17 protein-coding genes, 1 tRNA gene and 1 pseudogene are annotated in these 19,705 nt (G+C 58.5%); 4 read left to right on the forward strand and 15 right to left on the reverse strand.

Annotated features, from left to right (window positions below; all coding sequences use genetic code 11):
• The 7 genes and pseudogenes from PMI36_RS27880 to PMI36_RS0129310 all read right to left on the reverse strand — a co-directional run.
• Nucleotides 1-256, reverse strand: a pseudogene (locus PMI36_RS27880) (pyrroloquinoline quinone biosynthesis protein PqqB); the annotation flags it as partial.
• An 84-nt stretch (nt 257-340) separates the two neighbouring features.
• A complete protein-coding gene (gene pqqA, locus PMI36_RS30165; RefSeq protein WP_009045898.1) occupies nt 341-415 on the reverse strand; it encodes a pyrroloquinoline quinone precursor peptide PqqA in 75 nt (24 codons plus the stop codon).
• 156 nt (nt 416-571) lie between these two features.
• Entirely contained in the window at nt 572-3,010 is a 2,439-nt protein-coding gene (gene pqqF, locus PMI36_RS27875; protein ID WP_008067386.1) for a pyrroloquinoline quinone biosynthesis protein PqqF, read from the reverse strand.
• A gap of 38 nt (nt 3,011-3,048) precedes the next feature.
• Entirely contained in the window at nt 3,049-3,843 is a 795-nt protein-coding gene (locus PMI36_RS27870; protein WP_008067388.1) for a carbon-nitrogen hydrolase family protein, read from the reverse strand.
• Between the two features lie 12 nt (nt 3,844-3,855).
• Nucleotides 3,856-5,538 (reverse strand): flavin monoamine oxidase family protein, encoded by a 1,683-nt coding sequence (locus PMI36_RS27865; protein ID WP_008067390.1) that lies wholly within the window; start codon nt 5,536-5,538, stop codon nt 3,856-3,858.
• A 215-nt stretch (nt 5,539-5,753) separates the two neighbouring features.
• Nucleotides 5,754-6,215, reverse strand: coding sequence for an Lrp/AsnC family transcriptional regulator (locus tag PMI36_RS27860; protein ID WP_008067391.1), 462 nt, complete (start codon nt 6,213-6,215; stop codon nt 5,754-5,756).
• Between the two features lie 81 nt (nt 6,216-6,296).
• Nucleotides 6,297-6,611, reverse strand: a complete 315-nt coding sequence (locus PMI36_RS0129310; protein WP_032830060.1) for an aminotransferase class I/II-fold pyridoxal phosphate-dependent enzyme — start codon at nt 6,609-6,611, stop codon at nt 6,297-6,299.
• A 77-nt stretch (nt 6,612-6,688) separates the two neighbouring features.
• On the opposite strand from PMI36_RS0129310, the gene PMI36_RS27855 reads away from it, so the two are divergent.
• Entirely contained in the window at nt 6,689-7,336 is a 648-nt protein-coding gene (locus PMI36_RS27855; protein ID WP_008067395.1) for a hypothetical protein, read from the forward strand.
• Between the two features lie 54 nt (nt 7,337-7,390).
• Here the strand turns inward: PMI36_RS27855 and PMI36_RS27850 are convergent, their stop codons facing one another.
• The 7 genes from PMI36_RS27850 to rpsU all read right to left on the reverse strand — a co-directional run bounded on the left by PMI36_RS27850 (nt 7,391) and on the right by rpsU (nt 16,895).
• Nucleotides 7,391-7,831, reverse strand: a complete 441-nt coding sequence (locus tag PMI36_RS27850) for a transcriptional regulator (protein WP_008067397.1) — start codon at nt 7,829-7,831, stop codon at nt 7,391-7,393.
• Between the two features lie 5 nt (nt 7,832-7,836).
• Nucleotides 7,837-8,067 carry a DUF4258 domain-containing protein gene (locus tag PMI36_RS32360; RefSeq protein WP_443216673.1) on the reverse strand — a complete coding sequence of 77 codons (231 nt, stop codon included), beginning with the start codon at nt 8,065-8,067 and terminating at the stop codon, nt 7,837-7,839.
• A gap of 281 nt (nt 8,068-8,348) precedes the next feature.
• Nucleotides 8,349-8,425: transfer RNA gene (locus tag PMI36_RS27845), tRNA-Ile, on the reverse strand.
• 15 nt (nt 8,426-8,440) lie between these two features.
• Nucleotides 8,441-12,187 (reverse strand): bifunctional diguanylate cyclase/phosphodiesterase, encoded by a 3,747-nt coding sequence (locus PMI36_RS27840; protein WP_008067399.1) that lies wholly within the window; start codon nt 12,185-12,187, stop codon nt 8,441-8,443.
• Between the two features lie 122 nt (nt 12,188-12,309).
• Nucleotides 12,310-14,157 carry an RNA polymerase sigma factor RpoD gene (rpoD, locus tag PMI36_RS27835; protein WP_007904230.1) on the reverse strand — a complete coding sequence of 616 codons (1,848 nt, stop codon included), beginning with the start codon at nt 14,155-14,157 and terminating at the stop codon, nt 12,310-12,312.
• 67 nt (nt 14,158-14,224) lie between these two features.
• Complete coding sequence (gene dnaG, locus PMI36_RS27830) at nt 14,225-16,198, reverse strand: DNA primase (RefSeq protein WP_008067403.1); 1,974 nt, start codon at nt 16,196-16,198, stop codon at nt 14,225-14,227.
• Nucleotides 16,199-16,679: 481 nt separating this feature from the next.
• Nucleotides 16,680-16,895 (reverse strand): 30S ribosomal protein S21, encoded by a 216-nt coding sequence (gene rpsU / locus PMI36_RS27825; protein WP_002551877.1) that lies wholly within the window; start codon nt 16,893-16,895, stop codon nt 16,680-16,682.
• 199 nt (nt 16,896-17,094) lie between these two features.
• Here rpsU and tsaD point away from each other — a divergent pair, with 199 nt between their 5' ends.
• Nucleotides 17,095-18,120, forward strand: coding sequence for a tRNA (adenosine(37)-N6)-threonylcarbamoyltransferase complex transferase subunit TsaD (gene tsaD, locus PMI36_RS27820; protein WP_008067405.1), 1,026 nt, complete (start codon nt 17,095-17,097; stop codon nt 18,118-18,120).
• Nucleotides 18,121-18,143: 23 nt separating this feature from the next.
• Here tsaD and plsY read toward each other — a convergent pair whose 3' ends face one another.
• Nucleotides 18,144-18,713: a glycerol-3-phosphate 1-O-acyltransferase PlsY gene (gene plsY / locus PMI36_RS27815; RefSeq protein WP_008067407.1), complete on the reverse strand. Its 570-nt coding sequence runs from the start codon at nt 18,711-18,713 to the stop codon at nt 18,144-18,146.
• Between the two features lie 74 nt (nt 18,714-18,787).
• On the opposite strand from plsY, the gene folB reads away from it, so the two are divergent.
• On the forward strand, nt 18,788-19,144 hold the full coding sequence (folB, locus tag PMI36_RS27810; protein WP_007904249.1) for a dihydroneopterin aldolase: 357 nt from the start codon (nt 18,788-18,790) through the stop codon (nt 19,142-19,144).
• Nucleotides 19,135-19,653 carry a 2-amino-4-hydroxy-6-hydroxymethyldihydropteridine diphosphokinase gene (gene folK / locus PMI36_RS27805; protein ID WP_008067409.1) on the forward strand — a complete coding sequence of 173 codons (519 nt, stop codon included), beginning with the start codon at nt 19,135-19,137 and terminating at the stop codon, nt 19,651-19,653. Before folB ends, folK begins: the two co-directional genes overlap by 10 nt.
• The last annotated feature ends 52 nt before the right edge of the window (nt 19,654-19,705 follow it).

The raw sequence follows: 19,705 nt of genomic DNA on the forward strand, positions 1-19,705 counted from the left end.
GGATGATTGCGCTGATGCCGGTGTCACGCAGCGCGCGGCCCGGCTGCATTGGCGCAAAACTCTGGAGCTGGGCGCGGATGTCCGGCGAAGCATTGCACAGCACCCAGTTCACGCCGTCATCGGAAATCGCGATGGACGACTGGGTACGAGCCTCGGCCCGCAGGCTGCCGTCGCGAAAACCTGCGCAGTTCACGCAGTTGCAGTTCCACTGGGGGAAACCGCCGCCGGCGGCGGAACCTAGAATCTGGACAAACATGGCCGCTCCATCATTGAAAGCTGAAAATAAAAACGCCCCGGCGAGCCGAGGCGTAGCACTGCATTCTCTACCAGACGGCAGAGCTTAGCGGCTTGCGAAGTACATGGTGACTTCGAAGCCGATACGCAGGTCGGTGTAAGCAGGTTTGGACCAGGACATAGAAGCGCTCCTTCAGGTGGATGGGACAGTTGAGACCTATACATATAGTCCACCTCCAGCCGGAGATGTTCAGATAGTTAGGTGGCTATGTTACTCAAAATTACAGAGCGATTGGCCACGAATCTTTGAGAAAGCTAATTGCAGCACCGGTAATGATCATTTTGCCACTTGCCAAAGCGTAGTGGGGCACGGTCCGTTGGCCAGACAGCGCCATCCACCGTCGGCTCGGTTCAGTCGTTGTGACGCCGCCAGCAAGGCTTCACGGTCGATCATCAGAATCGCCTGAGGCAGATGTTTCAGGTAATCCGACGAGTGGCCAGCCAGTTTGCCTTGCCAGAGCAGTTCGGCGGCCTGGGCGTTGGGCAGGGCGGTGTTGTCGAATTGATCGGCCAGGGCTTGGCGTTGAGAAATGAAGGTCGCGTCATCGATGCTTTCGATCATCCCTTCCAATTCGCTGAAGAACTGTTCGATGTGTTCCAGTAAATCCAGGGGCGCGACGCTCGGTGATTGCACGCCAAACAGCAGCCCGGTCTGACCGTTTAACTGGCGTAGTCCGCTGAATACGGCGTAACCGAGTTGCTGCTCCACTCGCAAGCGCTGGTAGAACGGCGTCTGGCACACGTGCGCGAGCAAACGCCAGGCGGCTTCATCGGCGATGTCATGGGTGGCTGTCGGACAAAAGAGCAACAGTGCGTGTTCGCTGGAGGCGGTATCGACGGAGTTCCAGAGATACTGCGAGCGAATCGACGGAGGCGGCGTCAGTTGACTGTCCGCAGTGCCGGGAATACGACTCAAGGCAAGCCCCATCGCCGCTTGTGTCTGGGCTGACAGGCCGGCCGCCAGGCCATCCCAGCGTGCGCTCGACCAGAGTTGCTGCAGGTCATCCGAGACTACGCTGTGCTCATGGCATAGATCGGGCAATGCTTTGAGAAGCTGTCGAATCGGCATCAATGTAACGGCCGCCGGCGCTTCCTGTGAGAAATCGGCATCAGGTTTTGTCAGTTCTTTCAGCGCATGTTCGAGGACTGTCGGCATCGGCTCCTGCAGCCCCGTCATTTTCAACAGCCATTCGTTGCCCGAAGCACTGAAGGAAAAGTCGACACCGGCCTGACGCGCATCTTCGCGCAGCATCCGCAGGTTGTTTTCCAGATTCGACTGAAGGCGACTGTGAGGCGCGACCTCCAGGCGCCAGCGCAGATAAACCGCACCTTCATCCGTGTTATCCGGCAACGCCTGACTGAACTGCATCGATGATCGTTCGCGGCGACTGCGTGAGCGATCCTGGGCAAACGTCCGCAGGCCGCGATGGGCGCTGGTCTGGCCGCGAATCAATCCGGCATTTGGGGCTGGCGTCTCGGCGCGCAAAAACGGGTTGGAGGTCGGCAGTTGCCACTGGCCGGTGAAGTTATCCACAGCGCCGATTTGTTTGAGGATTGCCTTGAGGGTGACAACGCCCTGTTCAGACAACCCGGCTTCAAGCTGTTCGCTGTCTCGTCGGGCCAGTTGCAAGGCGCTGCTGACTTGCTGTTGGCGCTGCAGCAGAGCTGCATATTCTTCGCGCAATTCGGCCCAATCCTGACGGGAGGCAAAAAAGCCCAGCCAATCCAGAAGCCGTTCGCCGATCACATTGTCCGGTTGCGTAGCGTGGGCGGGCCGTGTGAATTCGATGTGTAACAAGGCTTGGCCAGCGTAGTGATAGAGCGGCGTGGCTTTCAGGTTGTCCACCAGCCCATGCTCTCGCAGCTGCGCCAACAGGCCGCCGGTTTTTTCGGCGTTCAGCCAGTGGCACAGGAACGCCAGCGCTTCGGGCGATGAGTCGGGCAGTGCTTCGAAGGTGAACAGCAGATCCAGCCGACGTTCTCCAGCCTGTTGATAACTATTGTCTGAAGAATCTATCAACAGGGTGGGTTTTGTCTGAGGGACTTTCTCGCCGGAGGGAATAGCAACGGCAAACGCCTGTGCCATCCCCTTCAATTCATCGAGATTCTGTGGCCCGGCCAAACTCAGCGTCATCTGCCCGGTCTGGTAATACCGCTGATAGAAGTCCTTCAGCGCTTGCTGAAATTCGGGTTGCGGCACCGGCAGGCTGTAACGGTTTCCCGCATGAAACGCCCGCAATGGATGAGCCGCCGAGAGTCCATCGTACAGCGCGAACTGTTGTTGGGCCGCCGCATCCCGCGACCAAGCGACAAATTCGGCGTGCAGCACTTCCCGTTCTCGCCGCTGATCGTCTGGATTCATACGCGGATGAGCGAGCATGTCTGACAAACGCTCCAGCCCACCGTTAAACGCCTGAGGCGGCAGCTCGAAAAAGAAGTCCGTCGTACGTTCGCTGGTTCGCGCATTCACCTGCCCGCCATGACCTTGCACGTAGGCCATCAGCCCTTGCCCTGCGGGAAAGCGCTCTGTACCCAGGAACAGCAAATGCTCAAGAAAGTGCGCCAGCCCCGGCCAGGCCAGTGGCACATCGTGACTGCCGGCAGCGACCCGCAACGCAGCGGCGCAGCGCTTCAAATCCGGCGCATGACGCAACGTCACCCGCAGGCCATTGGCGAGAGTTTCAGTGTGGAGGCGAGGGTGATTCAGCGCAGGCATGAGCACTTCCAGAACAGAGAAGCGCTAATGCTAGCGGATTAGGGCTTGTTCAGCTCGCCGTATAGCTCGGGACGGCGATCGAGGAAGTAGCGATTGGCGGCGCGGGAATCGATCATCAGCTGACGATCCAGTTCACCGACAATCAGCGCTTCATCAAGTCCGGCCTGGGCGATGCGGCTGCCATCCGGCGCGGCGATGCTGCTTTGGCCGCAATACTGGATGTCGCCTTCTTGCCCGCAGTAGTTGGCGTAAGCCACATAACACTGGTTTTCGAAGGCCCGTGCGCGGACGGTAACGTCGGCAATGAAATCGTAGGGAATCATGTTCGCCGTCGGTACCAAGATCAGCTCGGCGCCGGCCAAGGCCAGACGTCGGGCGTTTTCCGGGAACTCCAGGTCGTAGCAGATCAAAAAGCCAAGCTTCCAGCCGTTGAGTTCAACCAGCGGAAACTCATCCGGCCCGGCGCTGAACATCGAGTGATCGAGGTCGCCGAACAAGTGAGTCTTGCGGTAGTTGCACAACCGCTCTCCATTGGCGTCGATCAACTGCACGGCGTTGTAGATCTGCCCGTCTTCGGTACGCTCCGGGTAGCCATACAAAATGGCGATCCCCGTCGTTTTGGCAATGCGCGCGATTTGCTGCGCCGATTCACCGTTGTGCACCTCCGCCAGCACGCTGACCGCATCGATGCCGATGTTGTAGCCGGTCAGGAACATCTCCGGCAGCACCAGCAAGTCTGCGCCCTTGGCCTCCAGCGCCAGTTGATGCAGGCGTTGCAGATTACCTGCGACATCCAGGGGCAGCGGTGGACATTGGTAAAGGGCTACGCGCATTTCGGATTCCTCTTACTCGGGCAGGGCGATCGGACCGATCTCGTTGAACACATCTCCTGGACCCGGGTTTTCGGCGTGAGTTTCACCGCCGAAGTGTTTCATGATCCCCCACACCGCGTTGAGCGACGTCTGCACCGCGCCTTCGACCCATGCCGGCGTCCACGAAACGTCGTCGCCGGCGATGAAAATCCCGCGCTGCTCGGCCGGCATGTCGTCCTGCATGAAGTGCGCGTACATGCGCTGGTTGTAGCGGTAGTGGCCGGGCAGCGCACCTTTGAAAGCCCCGAGGAAATGCGGGTCGGCTTCCCATGAAACGGTGATCGGATCGCCGATGATCCGCGCGGCGATGTCGACTTTCGGGTAGATCTTTTTCAACGCGTCCAGCGCCAGCTTCACGCGTTTTTCCACCGGGTGCGGGAGCATTTTCAGGGCGTCGCTCATCCACGAGTACGACAGGCAAATCACCCCTGGCTTGTCGTCGCCGTTATCGAACAGGTACGTGCCGCGGGTCAGGCGATCAGTGAGGGTCATGCTCATCAGGTCGCGCCCGGTTTCCGGGTCCTTGTCCTTCCAGAATGGGCGATCGACCATCACGAAAGTCTTCGACGATTGCATGTAGCGGGTGCGGTCCAGGGCCATCCACATCTTTTGCGAGAACAGGCTTTCGTCGCATTCGATCTGGGTGGTCAGCAGCCAGCTCTGGCAGGTGGTCAGTACGGCCGCGTATTCGCGTGTGTCGCCGTAGTTATCGGTGACGGTAAAACGCCCGTTCGGTGCATGGGCAATTTTTTTCACGCCGGAGCGCGGCGCGCCACTGTGCAACGAACTGAGACTGGTGCCTTCAGGCCAATGCACGCAACGCTCCGGCACATGGCGCCAGATGCCCAGCGGCACCTGCTCCACGCCGCCGACTACCAAGTGCTGGTGATCGTCGCAGTTGGTCATCACTACACGGAAGATTTCCAGCATCGAGTTGGGGAAGTCCGAGTCCCAGCCGCCAGTACCGAAACCGACCTGGCCGAACACTTCGCGATGATGGAACGATAGCTTGGCGAAGGCTTCGGAGGTGGCGACGAAATCATAGAACGTGCGGTCGTCCCACAGCGGCACCAAGGTGTTCCACAGTTCCTTGAGGCGCGGCACGTCGCGGTCACGGATCGCTTGCTGAATATCGGAGAACTGCGAGCCGGCTTCCAGAGCATCGGCCCAGGCGTCAGCGACTTCCTGGAACAGTGCAGGAAGATCCGCCAGTTTCTGTGCGTAATGAGTTTTGCCTTCCAGATCGATTACCGTGCTGCCCGACGCAGGCGTCAGCGGGTTCGGGAAGGGTTTGGTCTGGAGGCCGAGCTTGTCGACGTAGTGATAAAACGCAGTGGACGACACCGGGAAACGCATACCGCCAAGCTCGGCGATGATGCCTTCAGCGCCATTGAAGGCCTGGGAGCGCAGGCGGCCGCCCATCTTCGAGGCTTCGTAGACGACGGGTTTAAGACCCAGCTTCATCAATTCGTAGGCGGCTACCAAGCCTGCAATGCCGGCGCCGACAATCGCCACTTCGGCGCCGTGATTGTGTGCCGGAATGCTGCCCAGACCGGCCGGGTGCTCGATCCAGTCGTCGAAAGCGAAAGGAAAGTCCGGGCCGAAAACGGTGACCGGTTTTTTACCGTCTGCAGGATGGCGATTGTTCTTGTTCATGGCTGACCTTGCTGGCGACCTGACGCAGAGTGCGCGTCTGAGTATAGGAAAAGATGGCAGCCATTTTAGAGAGCGTAGAACACGTTAATAAGACGCAATGTGTCGTCGTTTTGCACATTGTTTGCGCACTATGACGACGTGCCGCTACATACTGTAGGAGCGAGGCTTGCCCGCGAAGAGGTCCGACCAAACACCGAAGACCTATCGTCAGAAACTCAAACCGGCTGCCCCCGATCAATCTTGCTGCTCAAGATGATCGAAGTCGTCGTCTTCTCCACCCCGTCCACACTGCCGATCTGATCCAGCAACTGATCCAGCTGCTCCGGCGAATCGGTGCGCAACCACGCCACATAATCAAATTCGCCACTCACTGCGCACAGCTGCTGCACCTGCGCCATGGCGCTGAGACGACGCAGCACTTCCTTGCCGGACCGTGGTTGCACCGTGATCCCGACGTATGCCTGCAATCCGCCATCCACCACCCGTTGCCCCAGGCGCACGCCATAACCGGTGATCACTCTGGCCTTTTCCAGCCGCGCCAGGCGCGACGTGACGGTGGTGCGGGCGATACCCAGTTGACGGGCGAGCATGGCCACGCTTTCGCGGGCATTAATCTGCAAGGCCGCGATCAATTGGCGGTCGATTTCGTCAAGGACGGGCGGGCGGGTGTCAGGCAAAGGGGCATCTCCAGCGGTATAGAGCAATGGGCAGGCATGTTACAGGCACATCCCGCACGGTGCTCGTGGCGGTTGTCTGGACTAGCCTTGGATGACCTGACCAAACGCCTCGCGAAACCGTCGCATTTGCGCGTCGGTCCCCACACTGACCCGAACCCAGGTCGGCCAGCTCTGCCAGACCCGACCAATCCGCACGACACGATCGGCCAGTGCCTTCACGACTTCATCCCCCGGGCGCCCGACATCAATCATGAAGCAGTTCGCCTGCGACGCTGTGCAGCGAAAGCCGCGTGTTTTCAGCCAGGCGATGGTCTCATCACGCAGTCGTGCGTTGTTTTGTTTTCGCAGGGGTAACAGAAACGAAATGGTTAATGATTGATTTAGGTTGGCAAACACTGGTCGATAGCATGGACACGAGCCGTTACTCTCATAGTCGAATACGCAACGGAGGGCTGTGACGGGAGATGATGGGAATGATGAAGAAAATGCCCCCCGCTATACGGGAACATGCATTGCAGATCGCGAATCATGAAATGGGGCACTACGTGGTTGCCCGAGCCTTGGGATTTGAAACGGGTGATGTGACCTTGAAAGTCACCATGGACCTGAGGCATCAGGCCGGGGCTTCCATTATCTTGACGCGGTCGATCTCCTCGATAGAAGAGCTGAAGGAGCATCTGGAAGGTCGGCTGATCGTCCTCTTTGCAGGAGCCATGAGTCAGACCTTACCTGCAAAGCATTCAGCCAGGAAACTCGTCGATAAATCGAAAGCGACAGCCATCCTGAATGGAGAGCTCGGGGCAGAACAGGATTACGCAAAAGTAAGGGAGTTACGGCACTTGCTGCGAAATATCTCCTACCCTGATACGGATCCAGCGTCATCCGAGCGCATAACTGCCGAACTTAAAGAAATCACTGATCGTGTGTGGCTGCGGACTCAACAACTCGTAGAGGAATTGGCCGATACGATTACCGGATTGGGCGCGGCGCTGGTAGACGGCATGGTCATCGTGGAGCAATGGGGTAGGCCGGCGGATACTTATGAGGTCGTGTTGACGAGGGAAATGCTTGAGCGGTTGCGGCCTGTACAGGCCATTCCATTGTTGAGTGTCTGGGGCTGAAAAGTGCCTAAAAAAGCCCGGCATTTTTGCCGGGCTCTATCGCCGCATTCAGGCTCAAGCGCATGCTTTGTCTTGATTGTGCCATTCGCCTGCAAACTCCAGATTGAGTTTGTAAAGGTCGTGGTCCAATTTGTTGATGGTATTGATAGCGGCCATCAGATCCGCTTCGCCAGTTTTGGCTTCAAGATAAAGACCCCGCAAGTACCGGTCGTTCACCATCGGGATTTTGTCGGTTTTTTCCCAGATCGCGACGGCCTGGCTCGTCAAACCTACGATTTCGGCGAGGCTTTCCTGGGACAGCCCAAGCTCTTTTCTCAAAAATCTGAACTCGGCGCCTGTCAGTAATGAAGGCTTCTCCGCGATGGCCTTGCCGATTACGTCATGTAGGCCTTTCACATCCGTGATGGCAACAGACTCGCCATATGCGGTCTCTTTCACCACGAAGCCATTGCTAAGCCATACGTTCGGTAGGCCGCTTTCTACGTAGTGGTACATAAAACTCACCCCTTCTTTTGTATCGTGGTCACTATGACGAGAAATGTCCCGTCGTCATCGATGTCGATTGCGCCGACGACCTGGAGAGGTGACCCAGCCCTAAACCAGGAAATAGTAAACCTCCAATCACCCCCAGGCTGCTGAAACGGCCCCTCGGTGATCTGCCCCTTACCTAAACAGTCCATTACATCCGGCATGCTCACGCCTCGTTCAATCATCCGCGCCCTGGCGTGCAGCGATTAGAGATGCGCTCCGATACCTCCGAAAGCTCACGTATTATTTCAAGCGCTTTCTTTTTGGGTAGAGGAAAGGGGAGAAGGATGTTCATTAGTTTTCTATAATATTTATAGGTTGTGCCATCCTAAAGTGCAAGATTGGTCAAATTCTATTGTGTGTCTCGCTGCAAAAATCGATTTGGACACTTTGTGGACGTTTCAGCTGCATTAAAAGAAAAAAGCGTTAGGAAAACCTGAACGACAGACACGAAAAAGCCGCGCATTTGCGCGGCTTTCGTGTTTGGTGGGCCCAGTAGGACTCGAACCTACGACCAAGGGATTATGAGTCCCCTGCTCTAACCAACTGAGCTATAGGCCCTCAGTAGGCCGCGGATTATAGCGATGGTTTCTCGGCTGTGCTATCCGAAAAATCCAATATGGCTGTACGAAGAAACGTCGCGGCGAATTCGTCGGGGGGAAGTGGCAGGCTGACGATGTAACCCTGGATCTGTTCGCAGCCTTCGGTGGTGAGAAATTGCTGCTGCGCCTGGGTTTCGACGCCCTCGGCGATGACGGTGAATTGCATGCTGCGGCCCAGGGCGATGATTGCGCGAACAATGGCCGCGTCGTGTGGGTCGTCCGGCAGGCCGCGGACGAAGGACTGGTCGATCTTGAGGATGTCCAGCGGCAGGCGTTTGAGGTAGCTCAGGGACGAATAGCCGGTGCCGAAATCATCGATCGCCAGTTGCACACCCAGGCGTTTGAGTTGATGCAGCACCGCCAGCGCTTCTTCGGCCTGGCTCATGATGAAGTTTTCAGTGATTTCCAGTTGCAGGAAGCCGGGATTGAGGTGGTTGTCTTTGAGCAATTGCTCGATCCGGCCGAGCAGGTTCGGCTGGCGCAGTTGCGCGCCTGCGAGGTTGACTGAGAGTGGGCCCAGGCACTCATAGACCTGATTCCACTCGTACATCTGTCGGCAGGCGGTCTCAAGTACCCAATCTCCGATTTGCAGGATCATGCCGTTTTCTTCAGCCAGGGGAATGAAGTGCTCGGGAGGTACATCGCCAAAGGTGGGGTGATGCCAGCGAATCAGCGCTTCGGCGCCGACCACTCGATGATCATCCAGACTGATTTTTGGCTGGTAGTACAAAAACAGCTCATTGCGCTCGATGGCGCGCCGCAGTTCATGTTCCAGCGCCACGCGCTCACTGGCTTGGGCGGTGAGGTCGCGGGTGTAGCTTTCAACCCGGTTACGACCCTTGGCCTTGGAGCGATACATCGCGGCATCGGCGTTCTTGACCAGCGTGGCGACGTCGCAGCCGTCCTTGGGGTACAGGCTGGTGCCGATGCTGGCGCTGATGAAAAACTCGTGTTCACCGGCCTGGAAAGGGGCGGCGAAGCAGTTCAACAGCTTGGTGGCAATGTTGTCGGCATCGCTGGACTGTTGCAGGCCCGGGAGCAGAATGATGAATTCGTCGCCACCGAGCCGTGCCACGGTATCGATATCGCGCAGCTGCTCCTTGAGGCGCACGGCGATGCCTTTGAGCAACAGGTCGCCGACCGGGTGGCCGAGGCTGTCGTTGATGTGCTTGAAGCGGTCCAGGTCGAGGAACAGCACTGCGCCTTGGCCGCCGTTTTCCTGCTGGCTGTTCAGTGCGGTCAGCAGCCGGCTCTCGAACAATGTGCGGTTTGGCAGGCCGGTCAGCGGGTCGTGGTGCGCCTGGTAGTCGAGTTTGGCCTGAGCGTGCTTGAGGCTGGAAATGTCCGCGAACACCGCCACAAAGTGGGTGATGAATTTTTCCCGGTTGCGCACTGCACTGATGGTCAGCCAGCTCGGGTAGAGCTCGCCATTCTTGCGCCGGTTGGAAATCTCGCCCTGCCAATGACCGTCGGCGGTCAACTGATGCCACATCGCCGCATAAAATGCGCTGTCATGCAGGCCCGAGGCGAGCAGGCGAGGAGTATGGCCCAGCGCTTCGCTCTCGCTGTAGCCGGTAATTTCGGTGAACGCACGATTGACTGCACTGATGTGCTGCTGGGTGTCGGTGATCAATACACCCTCGGCAGTGCTCTCGAACACCGTGGCGGCCTGCTGCAGTTTCTCCTGCATCAGATGCCGCTCGGTAATGTCCCGGGCAATGGTCAACATGCAGTCTTCATCGCCGATGGGCAACGGCCGGCTTGAAACCTCACAGAGCCGGATCTGCCCGTCTTTGCGACGGATGTGGCAACTGAAGTCGCGCACGAAACCATCCCGGTGCAGCAACTCGAGCATCTGCTTGCGTTCGTTGAGATTGACCCAGATCCCCAGGTCCAGGGCCGACCGATCCACGGACATCGCGCTGTTGAAACCGGTAATACGGCTGAAGCCTTCGTTGACTTCCAACAGCAAACCGTCGCTCTGCCGGGACAAGAGCAAGCCGTCGGGAGACGCATGAAAGGCCTTGGCGAATTTTTCTTCGGAGGTTTGCAGTTGTTGCTGGGTTTCTTTGAGCTGACTGATGTCCCGCACGACGACCACCAGGGCCGGGGTCGTATCGAGATCGAAAGGCTCGGCGGAAATCAGGCCGGTAAACACCTGGCCATTGCTGCGGCGAAAGGGCATCTCCAGGTTGCGGATGCTGCCGGCCTGCAATCGCTGCAACAAACCCGGCCCCACGCCGGGTACGCCCCAGATGTTCAGGTCGGTGGCGGTCTGGCCTATGACATCTTCGGCCTTGAGGCCGATCTGCTCTTCGAACGCTTCATTGACTTCCAGCAGACAACCGTCGGAAAGCCGGGCGATCACCAGAATATCCGGGCATTGCTGGAACACCGACGCGAACTTCTGTTCCGACAGGCGCAACGCCTCTTCGGTGCGCTTGGCTTCGCTGATGTCGATCATCAGCCCGCGCAGTACCGGTTCATGGGCGTGCTCGATCAGGCTGACGATATCGCGGACCCACAGGCAGCGGCCGTCGGCGGTGATGACCCGGTAATCGACGCTGTGATCGCGCCCGGCTGCCACTTCACGGTCGCAGAAGGTTTGGGCCCGGGTCAGATCCGCCGGGTGGATGATGTTGCGCCAGAAGCCTGGAATCAGCCAGTGGGGCAATGGGTAACCAAGGAGCTCCTCAGCATGAGGTGACACGTAGCTGTAGGTGTAATCGCTGATCCGGGCTTCCCAGGCGATGGCCGAAAGACTCTCTACCAGCCCGCGATAATGGTATTCGCTGCTGCGCAGCTCCTGTTCCAGAGCGACCCGTCGGGCAATTTCCGAACTGAGTCGGCGGTTGATCCGGATAACCACTGCCAGCACGATCATCAGAAACAGTAATCCAGGCAGGCCGTAAATCAGCACGTCGAGCCAGATGGTTCGATGGTCCAGGACGTTACCGACCCAATGTTCCTGGATAGCACTGATTTCACTTGGGGTCATGTCTGCCAGGACTTTGTCCAGGATGCTGACCAACAGTTTGTTGTTCGGTGGTACAGCCATCGCCAATTGGTAGCGATAGGGCGTTTCACCGCTGACGTAAAGTCCGTCGAGCTTGAGCTGGCGCAGGCTCCAGACACTGGAGGCGAGATCGCCTACTACGGCGTCCACGGCGTCGGTGGCGAGCGCTTGCAGCGCCGAGCTGACGTTGGGCATCGCCACCAGATTCAGGTCGGGATGGCGGGTGCGCAATAGTTCATGGGGGGCGTAGTTTTCCACCACGGCGATCTTCAGCCCGTACAGGTCTTCGAGTTTGCGCGGTTGGGGGCCTCCGACGTGAGCCAGAATGACAATCGGAAAGTCGAGGTAGGGGCGAGTGAACGACAGATACGTCTGACGCTCGGGAGTCGACATAATGCCCGGCAAGATGTCTAGCTTGCCTTGTTTGGCCTGCTGCAAGACTTCAGTCCAGCTGACCGGCTCGATGGGCGTGAGTTTGATGGCCAGCCGTTGACGGATGACGTTGATGTAGTCCGCTGCCAGGCCCTGATAACGCCCGTGCTCGTCGCGAAACTCAAACGGCGGCCAGGACGCGTCCACGCCCAGGCGCAATTCCGGGTGAGCCGTTAGCCAGCTACGTTCTTCGTCGGTCAGAGTCAACGCGCCAGCCGTTGCGGTCCAGGTCATCAGCGACAGCAAATAAAACACGGTCGGCCATCTGGGCATAACGGTCTCGTTACGGCTTGGGGGAATGCTTCGAGTGTAGACGGGCTATGCGGCGGGGGGGATGTACGGGGCATTTAATCTGCATAAAGCAAAACCCCCGGCCTGGGCCGGGGGTTCTGTGATCACTCGTCGAGGAAGGAGCGCAAGTGCTCGCTTCTCGTCGGGTGGCGCAGCTTGCGCAGCGCCTTGGCTTCGATCTGACGAATCCGTTCACGGGTCACGTCGAACTGCTTACCAACCTCCTCAAGGGTGTGGTCGGTATTCATGTCGATACCGAAGCGCATGCGCAGAACCTTGGCTTCACGGGCAGTGAGGCCGGACAGGACTTCGCGAGTCGCTTCTTTAAGGCTCTCAACAGTGGCGACATCGATTGGCGACTGCATGGTCGAGTCTTCGATGAAGTCACCCAGATGAGAATCTTCGTCGTCACCGATCGGGGTTTCCATGGAGATCGGCTCTTTAGCGATCTTCAATACCTTGCGGATCTTGTCCTCAGGCATTTCCATGCGTTCGCCCAGCTCTTCCGGGGTCGGTTCGCGACCCATTTCCTGCAGCATCTGCCGGGAAATACGGTTGAGCTTGTTGATCGTCTCGATCATGTGCACCGGAATACGGATGGTGCGGGCCTGGTCGGCGATCGAGCGAGTGATCGCCTGACGGATCCACCAGGTGGCATAAGTCGAGAATTTGTAGCCGCGGCGGTATTCGAACTTGTCTACCGCTTTCATCAGACCGATGTTGCCTTCCTGGATCAGATCGAGGAATTGCAGGCCACGGTTGGTGTACTTCTTGGCGATGGAGATCACCAGACGCAAGTTCGCTTCGACCATCTCTTTCTTCGCGCGGCGGGCCTTGGCCTCACCGATCGACATGCGACGGTTGATGTCCTTGATCTCGGCGATCGTCAAACCGGTTTCGGTTTCCAGCGCGGTCAGCTTCTGCTGGCAACGAATGATGTCCGGTTGCAGGCGACCAATGGCTTCGGCGTATTTGCTTTTGCCTTTGGCCAGTGCATCGGTCCAGCTTTCGTCGACTTCGTTGCCCGGGAACTGGCGCAGGAAGTCGGCACGCGGCATACGGGCATCACGAACGCACAGTTGCATGATCGCGCGCTCTTGCTGACGCAGACGATCCAGGGCACTGCGAACACGCTCGACCAGGCCTTCAAATTGCTTCGGCACCAGTTTGATCGGCATGAACAGCTCAGCCAGGGCGATCAGCTCGGCGATTGCCAGCTTGTTGCCACGACCGTGCTTTTTCAGGGCCTTGCGGGTGATTTCCATCTGATCGGCGACAGCGCCAAAGCGCTGTGCGGCGATGACCGGATCCGGACCGCTTTCGGCTTCTTCTTCGTCATCGCTCGCTTCGGCGTCATCATCGTCGGTGTCGTCATCCGCTTTCACGGCCTTCGGGTCGACAGGTGGTGGCACTTCGGCTGCAGGCGGCGCAATACCGTCGTCCGGGTCGATATAACCGCTCAGGACGTCGGACAGGCGGCCACCTTCGGTGGTGACGCGAGTGTACTCGGAGAGAATATGGTCAACCGTGCCAGGGAAGTGCGCGATTGCGCCCATCACTTCGCGGATGCCCTCTTCAATACGCTTGGCGATTTCGATTTCGCCTTCACGTGTGAGGAGCTCTACCGTACCCATTTCACGCATGTACATGCGCACTGGGTCGGTGGTGCGACCAATGTCGGTCTCGACCGCTGCCAACGCTGCTGCTGCCTCTTCGGCCGCGGCTTCGTCGGTATCGGCGTCGGCCAGCATAAGGGAATCCTTATCTGGCGCAACCTCGAATACGTTGATCCCCATGTCATTAATCATGCGGATGATGTCTTCCACCTGTTCCGGATCTGAAATATCCTCCGGCAGGTGGTCGTTGACCTCCGCGTAAGTCAGGTAGCCCTGCTCACGACCAAGTGTGATCAACTCTTTGATACGAGACTGCTGTTGCGCTTTTCCGGACATAACACCCTATCCACTGAAGGTCTTGGCGGGCAAAAAACAAGCCGAGGATTATACCTGAGCTATGACCTCACGCGCCAGTTGAGGTCGGGCTTGATACGGAAACATTGCGACTTAAAAGGTCGCGCAGTTGATTTTTCTCTTCGGCGCTCAATTCACTTTGACGTGCTTTTCGAAGAAGTTGTTCCAGGTTTCGCTCGCGTTGGCGGGCTGACAAGCTAGTAATGGTGTCGAAAAACTGTTGTTCAAGGTTATCTCCATCAATCAGCCATTCCTTTTCTGCCAGCGCTTTGAGCAGTCGGCCTTGTTCGGTGCCGTGCCAACGCGCAATCAGTTGAAATGAGTTTAGCTTGGGATTCTTCTGTACGGCTTCGAGCAGGGCGACCAACAGTTGCGTGTTGGTATGGTCCTCGGCAGCGAAGTGCCCGGCATCCTCGACTTTCTCGGCCAGTTGTGGGTGGTGCAGCAACGTGCGCAAGGCGGCCAGGGTGGGCGGCTCTACAGCGGCCGGCACCCGTGGCGCGCGCGGTTGATCACGCTCGCCGCCACGTTTGCCGTTCTTGTCCCACGGCTTCTTGTCCCATTTCTTGCCGCCTGCGCCAGGCTTCTTCGGCGTCCACTCCTGCTGCGGCGCGTACATCTCTTGTGCCTGCGGCTGATGGTAGTCGCTGTAATCCGGCATGGCGTCGTAATCGATGCCTGGATCGTAAGCGGGTGGCGCTTCCTGAGGTTGAGGCGTGCTTTGCACCAGTTGGCTCACGGCTTCACCACTAAGCCCGGTAATTTCGCTCAGGCGCTGGCGCATCAAGATGCGCAGGTTGGCGCCCGGGACTTTGTCGATCAGCGGTGCGGCGAGGGTGGCCATATGGGCCTTGCCTTCGAGGGAGCGCGGGTCCGATTCCTCGGTCAGCTGTTGAAAAAAGTAATCGGCCAACGGCTGGGCGTGCTGATTGATCCGTGCGCGGAAGGCGTCAGTGCCCTCGGAGCGGACCAGGGTATCCGGATCTTCGCCTTCAGGCAGGAACAGAAAGCGCGCCCGACGTCCGTCTTGCAGGCATGGCAGGGTTGCCTCCAGCGCCCGCCAGGCGGCATTTCGGCCCGCCTGGTCGCCATCAAAGCAGAACAGCACGCTGGGCACGACACGAAACAGGCGCTTCATGTGTTCTTCGCTGGTGGCGGTGCCCAGTGTTGCGACGGCATTGCGCAGGCCTTGCTGGGCGAGGGCGATGACGTCCATGTAGCCTTCGACGACGATGATTTCGTCGAGGTTGCGATTGTTCTTGCGTGCTTCATAAAGGCCGTAGAGTTCCTGGCCCTTATGGAAAACCGGAGTTTCAGGTGAATTCAGGTATTTCGGCTTGTCGTCGCCCAGTACCCGGCCGCCAAAGGCAATGATTCGCCCACGACTGTCGCGGATCGGGAACATCACGCGATCGCGGAAGCGGTCATAGCGCTTGCCGGTTTCGGCGTTCTCGATCAACAGGCCGGCATCGATCATGGCTTTTTGCTGCAGGGTATCGCTACTCAAGTGCTTGTACAGATTGTCCCAGCCGGGTGGGGCAAAACCGAGTCCGAAGTCCCGGGCGATTTCACCCGTCAGTCCACGACCCTTCAAGTAATCCACGGCGGCTTTGCGCGACGGATGGCTTTTCAGGGCTTGACGATAAAAGTCGGCGGCGGCGGTGAGTAGCGGATACAGCGGCGAATCAGTAGGCTGGCGCGGTTTGTGCGCCCGACCGCTTTCTTCGCGGGGAATTTCCATGCCGGCGGCTTTGGCCAGTTCTTCGACAGCCTGGACGAAATCCAGATTGTCGTGGTCCATCATGAAGCCGAGGGCGTTACCGCCAGCGCCGCAGCCGAAGCAGTAATAGAACTGTTTGTCGGGGCTGACGCTGAAGGAGGGGGTTTTCTCTTTGTGGAACGGGCAGCAGGCAGTGTAGTTCTTGCCGGCTTTTTTCATTTGCAGGCGCGAGCTGACCACGTCGACGATGTCGGTGCGGTTCAGAAGGTCGTCAATGAAGCTCTGGGGAATTAGCCCGGCCATGGCGTTCTCGTCATCTGCGCTGAAATGGACCCAAAACGAAGGGCGGCCAAACGCGGGTCGTTGTTCGAGGCACGCAGGGTGTGCGGCTCGACCTGTGTCGTCTGCGTATCGCTGTCGGGAAGTGTATCTGCCGAAAATCCACTGACGTTAATACCAATCAGTATTCGACTATTTGAAAGTGTTTCGCTGAATCCGGCGACGGCCAGTCATTGGCCTCGGATAGCTCATAAGCGGGCACGCAAGAAGGTGCCTTGGGCTGATCGTCGTGAGAGGAATCAGTGGGTGTGCTCGTCAGTAGCCTTGGAAGGCTCGTCAGAAAAGACGTGCACCGCTGGCAAAAGAGCCAGGTCTGACGCTGTGAAGCAGATTTGTCTCGGTCGCGTCTGCGGCTTTGACGGTGAAGCATCAAGCGTTGTCCGCAAATGCCATTAGCCCGGCTTGGGGCCGGGCTTGGCAGAAGCTTGCTACGATCGTCTGCGTATTAGTACAGACGAACGGCGCGGCGCTGTTCGCGCTGAACTTTCTTGGCGTGACGCTTAACAGCGGCTGCTGCTTTACGCTTACGCTCAGAAGTTGGCTTCTCGTAAAATTCGCGGCTACGAACTTCAGCCAGTACACCGGCTTTTTCGCAGGAGCGCTTGAAACGACGCAGAGCTACGTCGAAGGGTTCGTTCTCTTTTACTTTGACGGCTGGCATCCAGAGCTACCTTCATTCATTACCGGGGTCAACATCCTCGCGGCAAAAGAGCACTTGAAGACGTCGGTTTTTAAGGGTTGCGGATGTTAACCCCTCATCGCTCGGAATGCAAAGCCTCTGATCGAAAACCGCTGGTCGGGGCATCACGCGACGACTATTATGCGCGCCTTCGAATTCAGCCTCTACAAGGCGCAAACCCATGCTAGTACTGGGATTAGAAACCTCTTGCGACGAAACCGGTGTCGCACTTTACGACAGTGAACGCGGGTTGTTGGCCGACGCGCTGTTCAGTCAGATCGATCTGCATCGTGCCTATGGCGGCGTGGTGCCGGAGCTGGCGTCGCGTGATCACGTCAAACGCATGCTGCCCTTGATTCGTCAGGTTCTGGCCGAGGCCGGCTGTATGCCGACCGAGATCGACGCCATCGCTTATACCGCGGGTCCTGGCCTGGTCGGAGCCTTGCTGGTGGGGGCTTCCTGCGCCCAGGCGCTGGCCTTTGCCTGGGGCGTTCCGGCCTTGGGCGTGCACCACATGGAAGGTCACTTGCTGGCGCCGATGCTGGAGCCGCAACCACCGCAGTTCCCGTTCGTCGCTTTGTTGGTGTCGGGTGGTCATACGCAGCTGGTTCAGGTCGATGGGATCGGCCAATACACGCTCTTGGGCGAGACCCTCGACGATGCTGCCGGCGAAGCGTTCGACAAGACCGCGAAGATGATGGGCCTGAATTATCCGGGCGGCCCGGAGATCGCGCGTCTGGCGGAGCAGGGCGTTGCAGGACGTTTCACTTTTCCGCGTCCGATGTGTGATCGTCCAGGCTTGGCTTTCAGCTTCAGCGGCCTGAAAACCTTCGCCCTGAACACCTGGCAGCAGAGCGTCAGCGCCGGGGACGACAGCGAGCAAGCCCGTTGCGACATCTCGCTGGCGTTCCAGCAGGCCGTGGTGGAGACTTTGACCATCAAGTGCAAGCGTGCCCTGAAACAGGCGGGTCTCAAGCGTCTGGTGATCGCAGGGGGTGTCAGCGCCAACAAAGCACTGCGGGTTTCACTGGAAAAAATGCTCGGCGACATGAAGGGCGATGTGTTTTATGCCCGTCCGGAGTTCTGCACCGATAATGGCGCGATGATTGCGTTTGCCGGTTGCCAGCGCTTGCAGGCCGGCCAGCATGAAAGCCTGGCGATCAGCGTGCAGGCGCGCTGGCCGATGGAGCAATTGTCGGCGCTGTGATGAGCGGCGTTCACGTGCGGTATTTAAAAATGCCGTTCGCGCCCGGCAAACAGGTCGCGTAGATTGCCGCGATGACGCCAGACGATCAGGCCTGTGAGCGCGCTCATGGGTAGCAGTGCCGCCGGTTCTTGCCAGGCAAGCAGCGGCAGGGTCAGTGGTGTGGCAATCAGGGCTGCGAGTGAACTGGTACGGGTCAGGTAGAACGTCAGCAGCCAGGCGCAGACCGCCAGCAACGCGGCGGGCGGGTAGAGCCCCAGCAGCATGCCAGCCGCGGTGGCGACACCCTTGCCACCGCGAAAGCGGAAGTACAGCGGAAACAGGTGACCGATAACGGCGCAGACGCCGATCCAGGCCTGTTCTTGTAGTGAAAGGCCTATTGCACTTGCGATCAATACGGGCAGCAGGCCTTTGTTCAGGTCGCCGAGCAAGGTCAGGATGGCGAGTTTCTTGCCAGCCAGGCGCAACATGTTGGTGGCGCCGGCATTGCCCGAGCCACTCATTCGCGGATCGGGGTTACCGGTCAGGCGGCTGAGCAAAATGGCGAAGGACAGAGAGCCGAGCAGGTAGGCGAGGATCGCCAGTAACCAAAACATGCTAACTATTCCGGGCGAGGACGCCCTGATTCTAACGGCGCATTGCGCCCTTGTCGTGCAGTGGAGAGAAGTGCTTGGACAGAGTGTTTATCGAGGGCCTGGAAGTCGACACCGTCATCGGTGCCTACGACTGGGAACGAGGCATCCGACAGTGTCTTCGACTTGATCTGAGCTTCGCCTGGGACAATCGTCCGGCCGCCGCCGGTGATGATCTGACCCTGGCGCTCGACTACGCGAGCGTTTCGTCGCGCATTCAGGCGTTTGCCGAGCAGGCGCAGTTTCAGCTGGTAGAGACCTTTGCCGAGCGTCTGGCGCAAGTGCTGATGAGCGAATTCAAGATCACCTGGATGCGCCTCAAGCTGACCAAGCCAGGTGCCATTCCGGCTGCCACGGGTGGTGTTGGCGTGGAGATCGAGCGCGGATGTCGCTGACTCAGGTATATCTCGGGCTCGGTAGCAACATCGAGCGCGAAGCCCATTTGCAGGCAGGCCTGGACGCCCTGGCGGGTTTCCTGGTGGATATGCGCTGCTCGGCGGTATTCGAAAGCCAGCCGGTGGGGATCAAGAGCGGGCCGTTTTTCAACTTTGTGGTCTCGGCCTTCACCGATCTGCCGCTGATGGAGCTTGATCGACGGTTGAAATTCATCGAGGCGGATAACGGCCGTTACGCGCCCGACCGCAAGGGCTTGCCGCTGGATATCGACGTGCTGCTGTTCGGCGATCTGGTGGGTAACTTCGATGGCTTGATTTTGCCACGGGCAGAAATTCTGAAAAATGCCTTCGTGCTGTGGCCGTTGTCGCTGATTGCGCCGGATAGAGTGCATCCGGGCGTAGGCAAGAGCTTTGCAACCCTGTGGGATGAGGCGCAGATCAATCAGGTGTTGGCGCCAGTGGCTTTTGAGTGGCGCGGTGAGCAGTTGACTCCTTTGAATTTGTTGTGATGCGGATGACGCCATCGCGGGCAAGCCCGCTCCCACAAGTTAGCGTCGTTTA

Source organism: Pseudomonas sp. GM79, from assembly GCF_000282495.1.
Lineage (GTDB): Bacteria > Pseudomonadota > Gammaproteobacteria > Pseudomonadales > Pseudomonadaceae > Aquipseudomonas.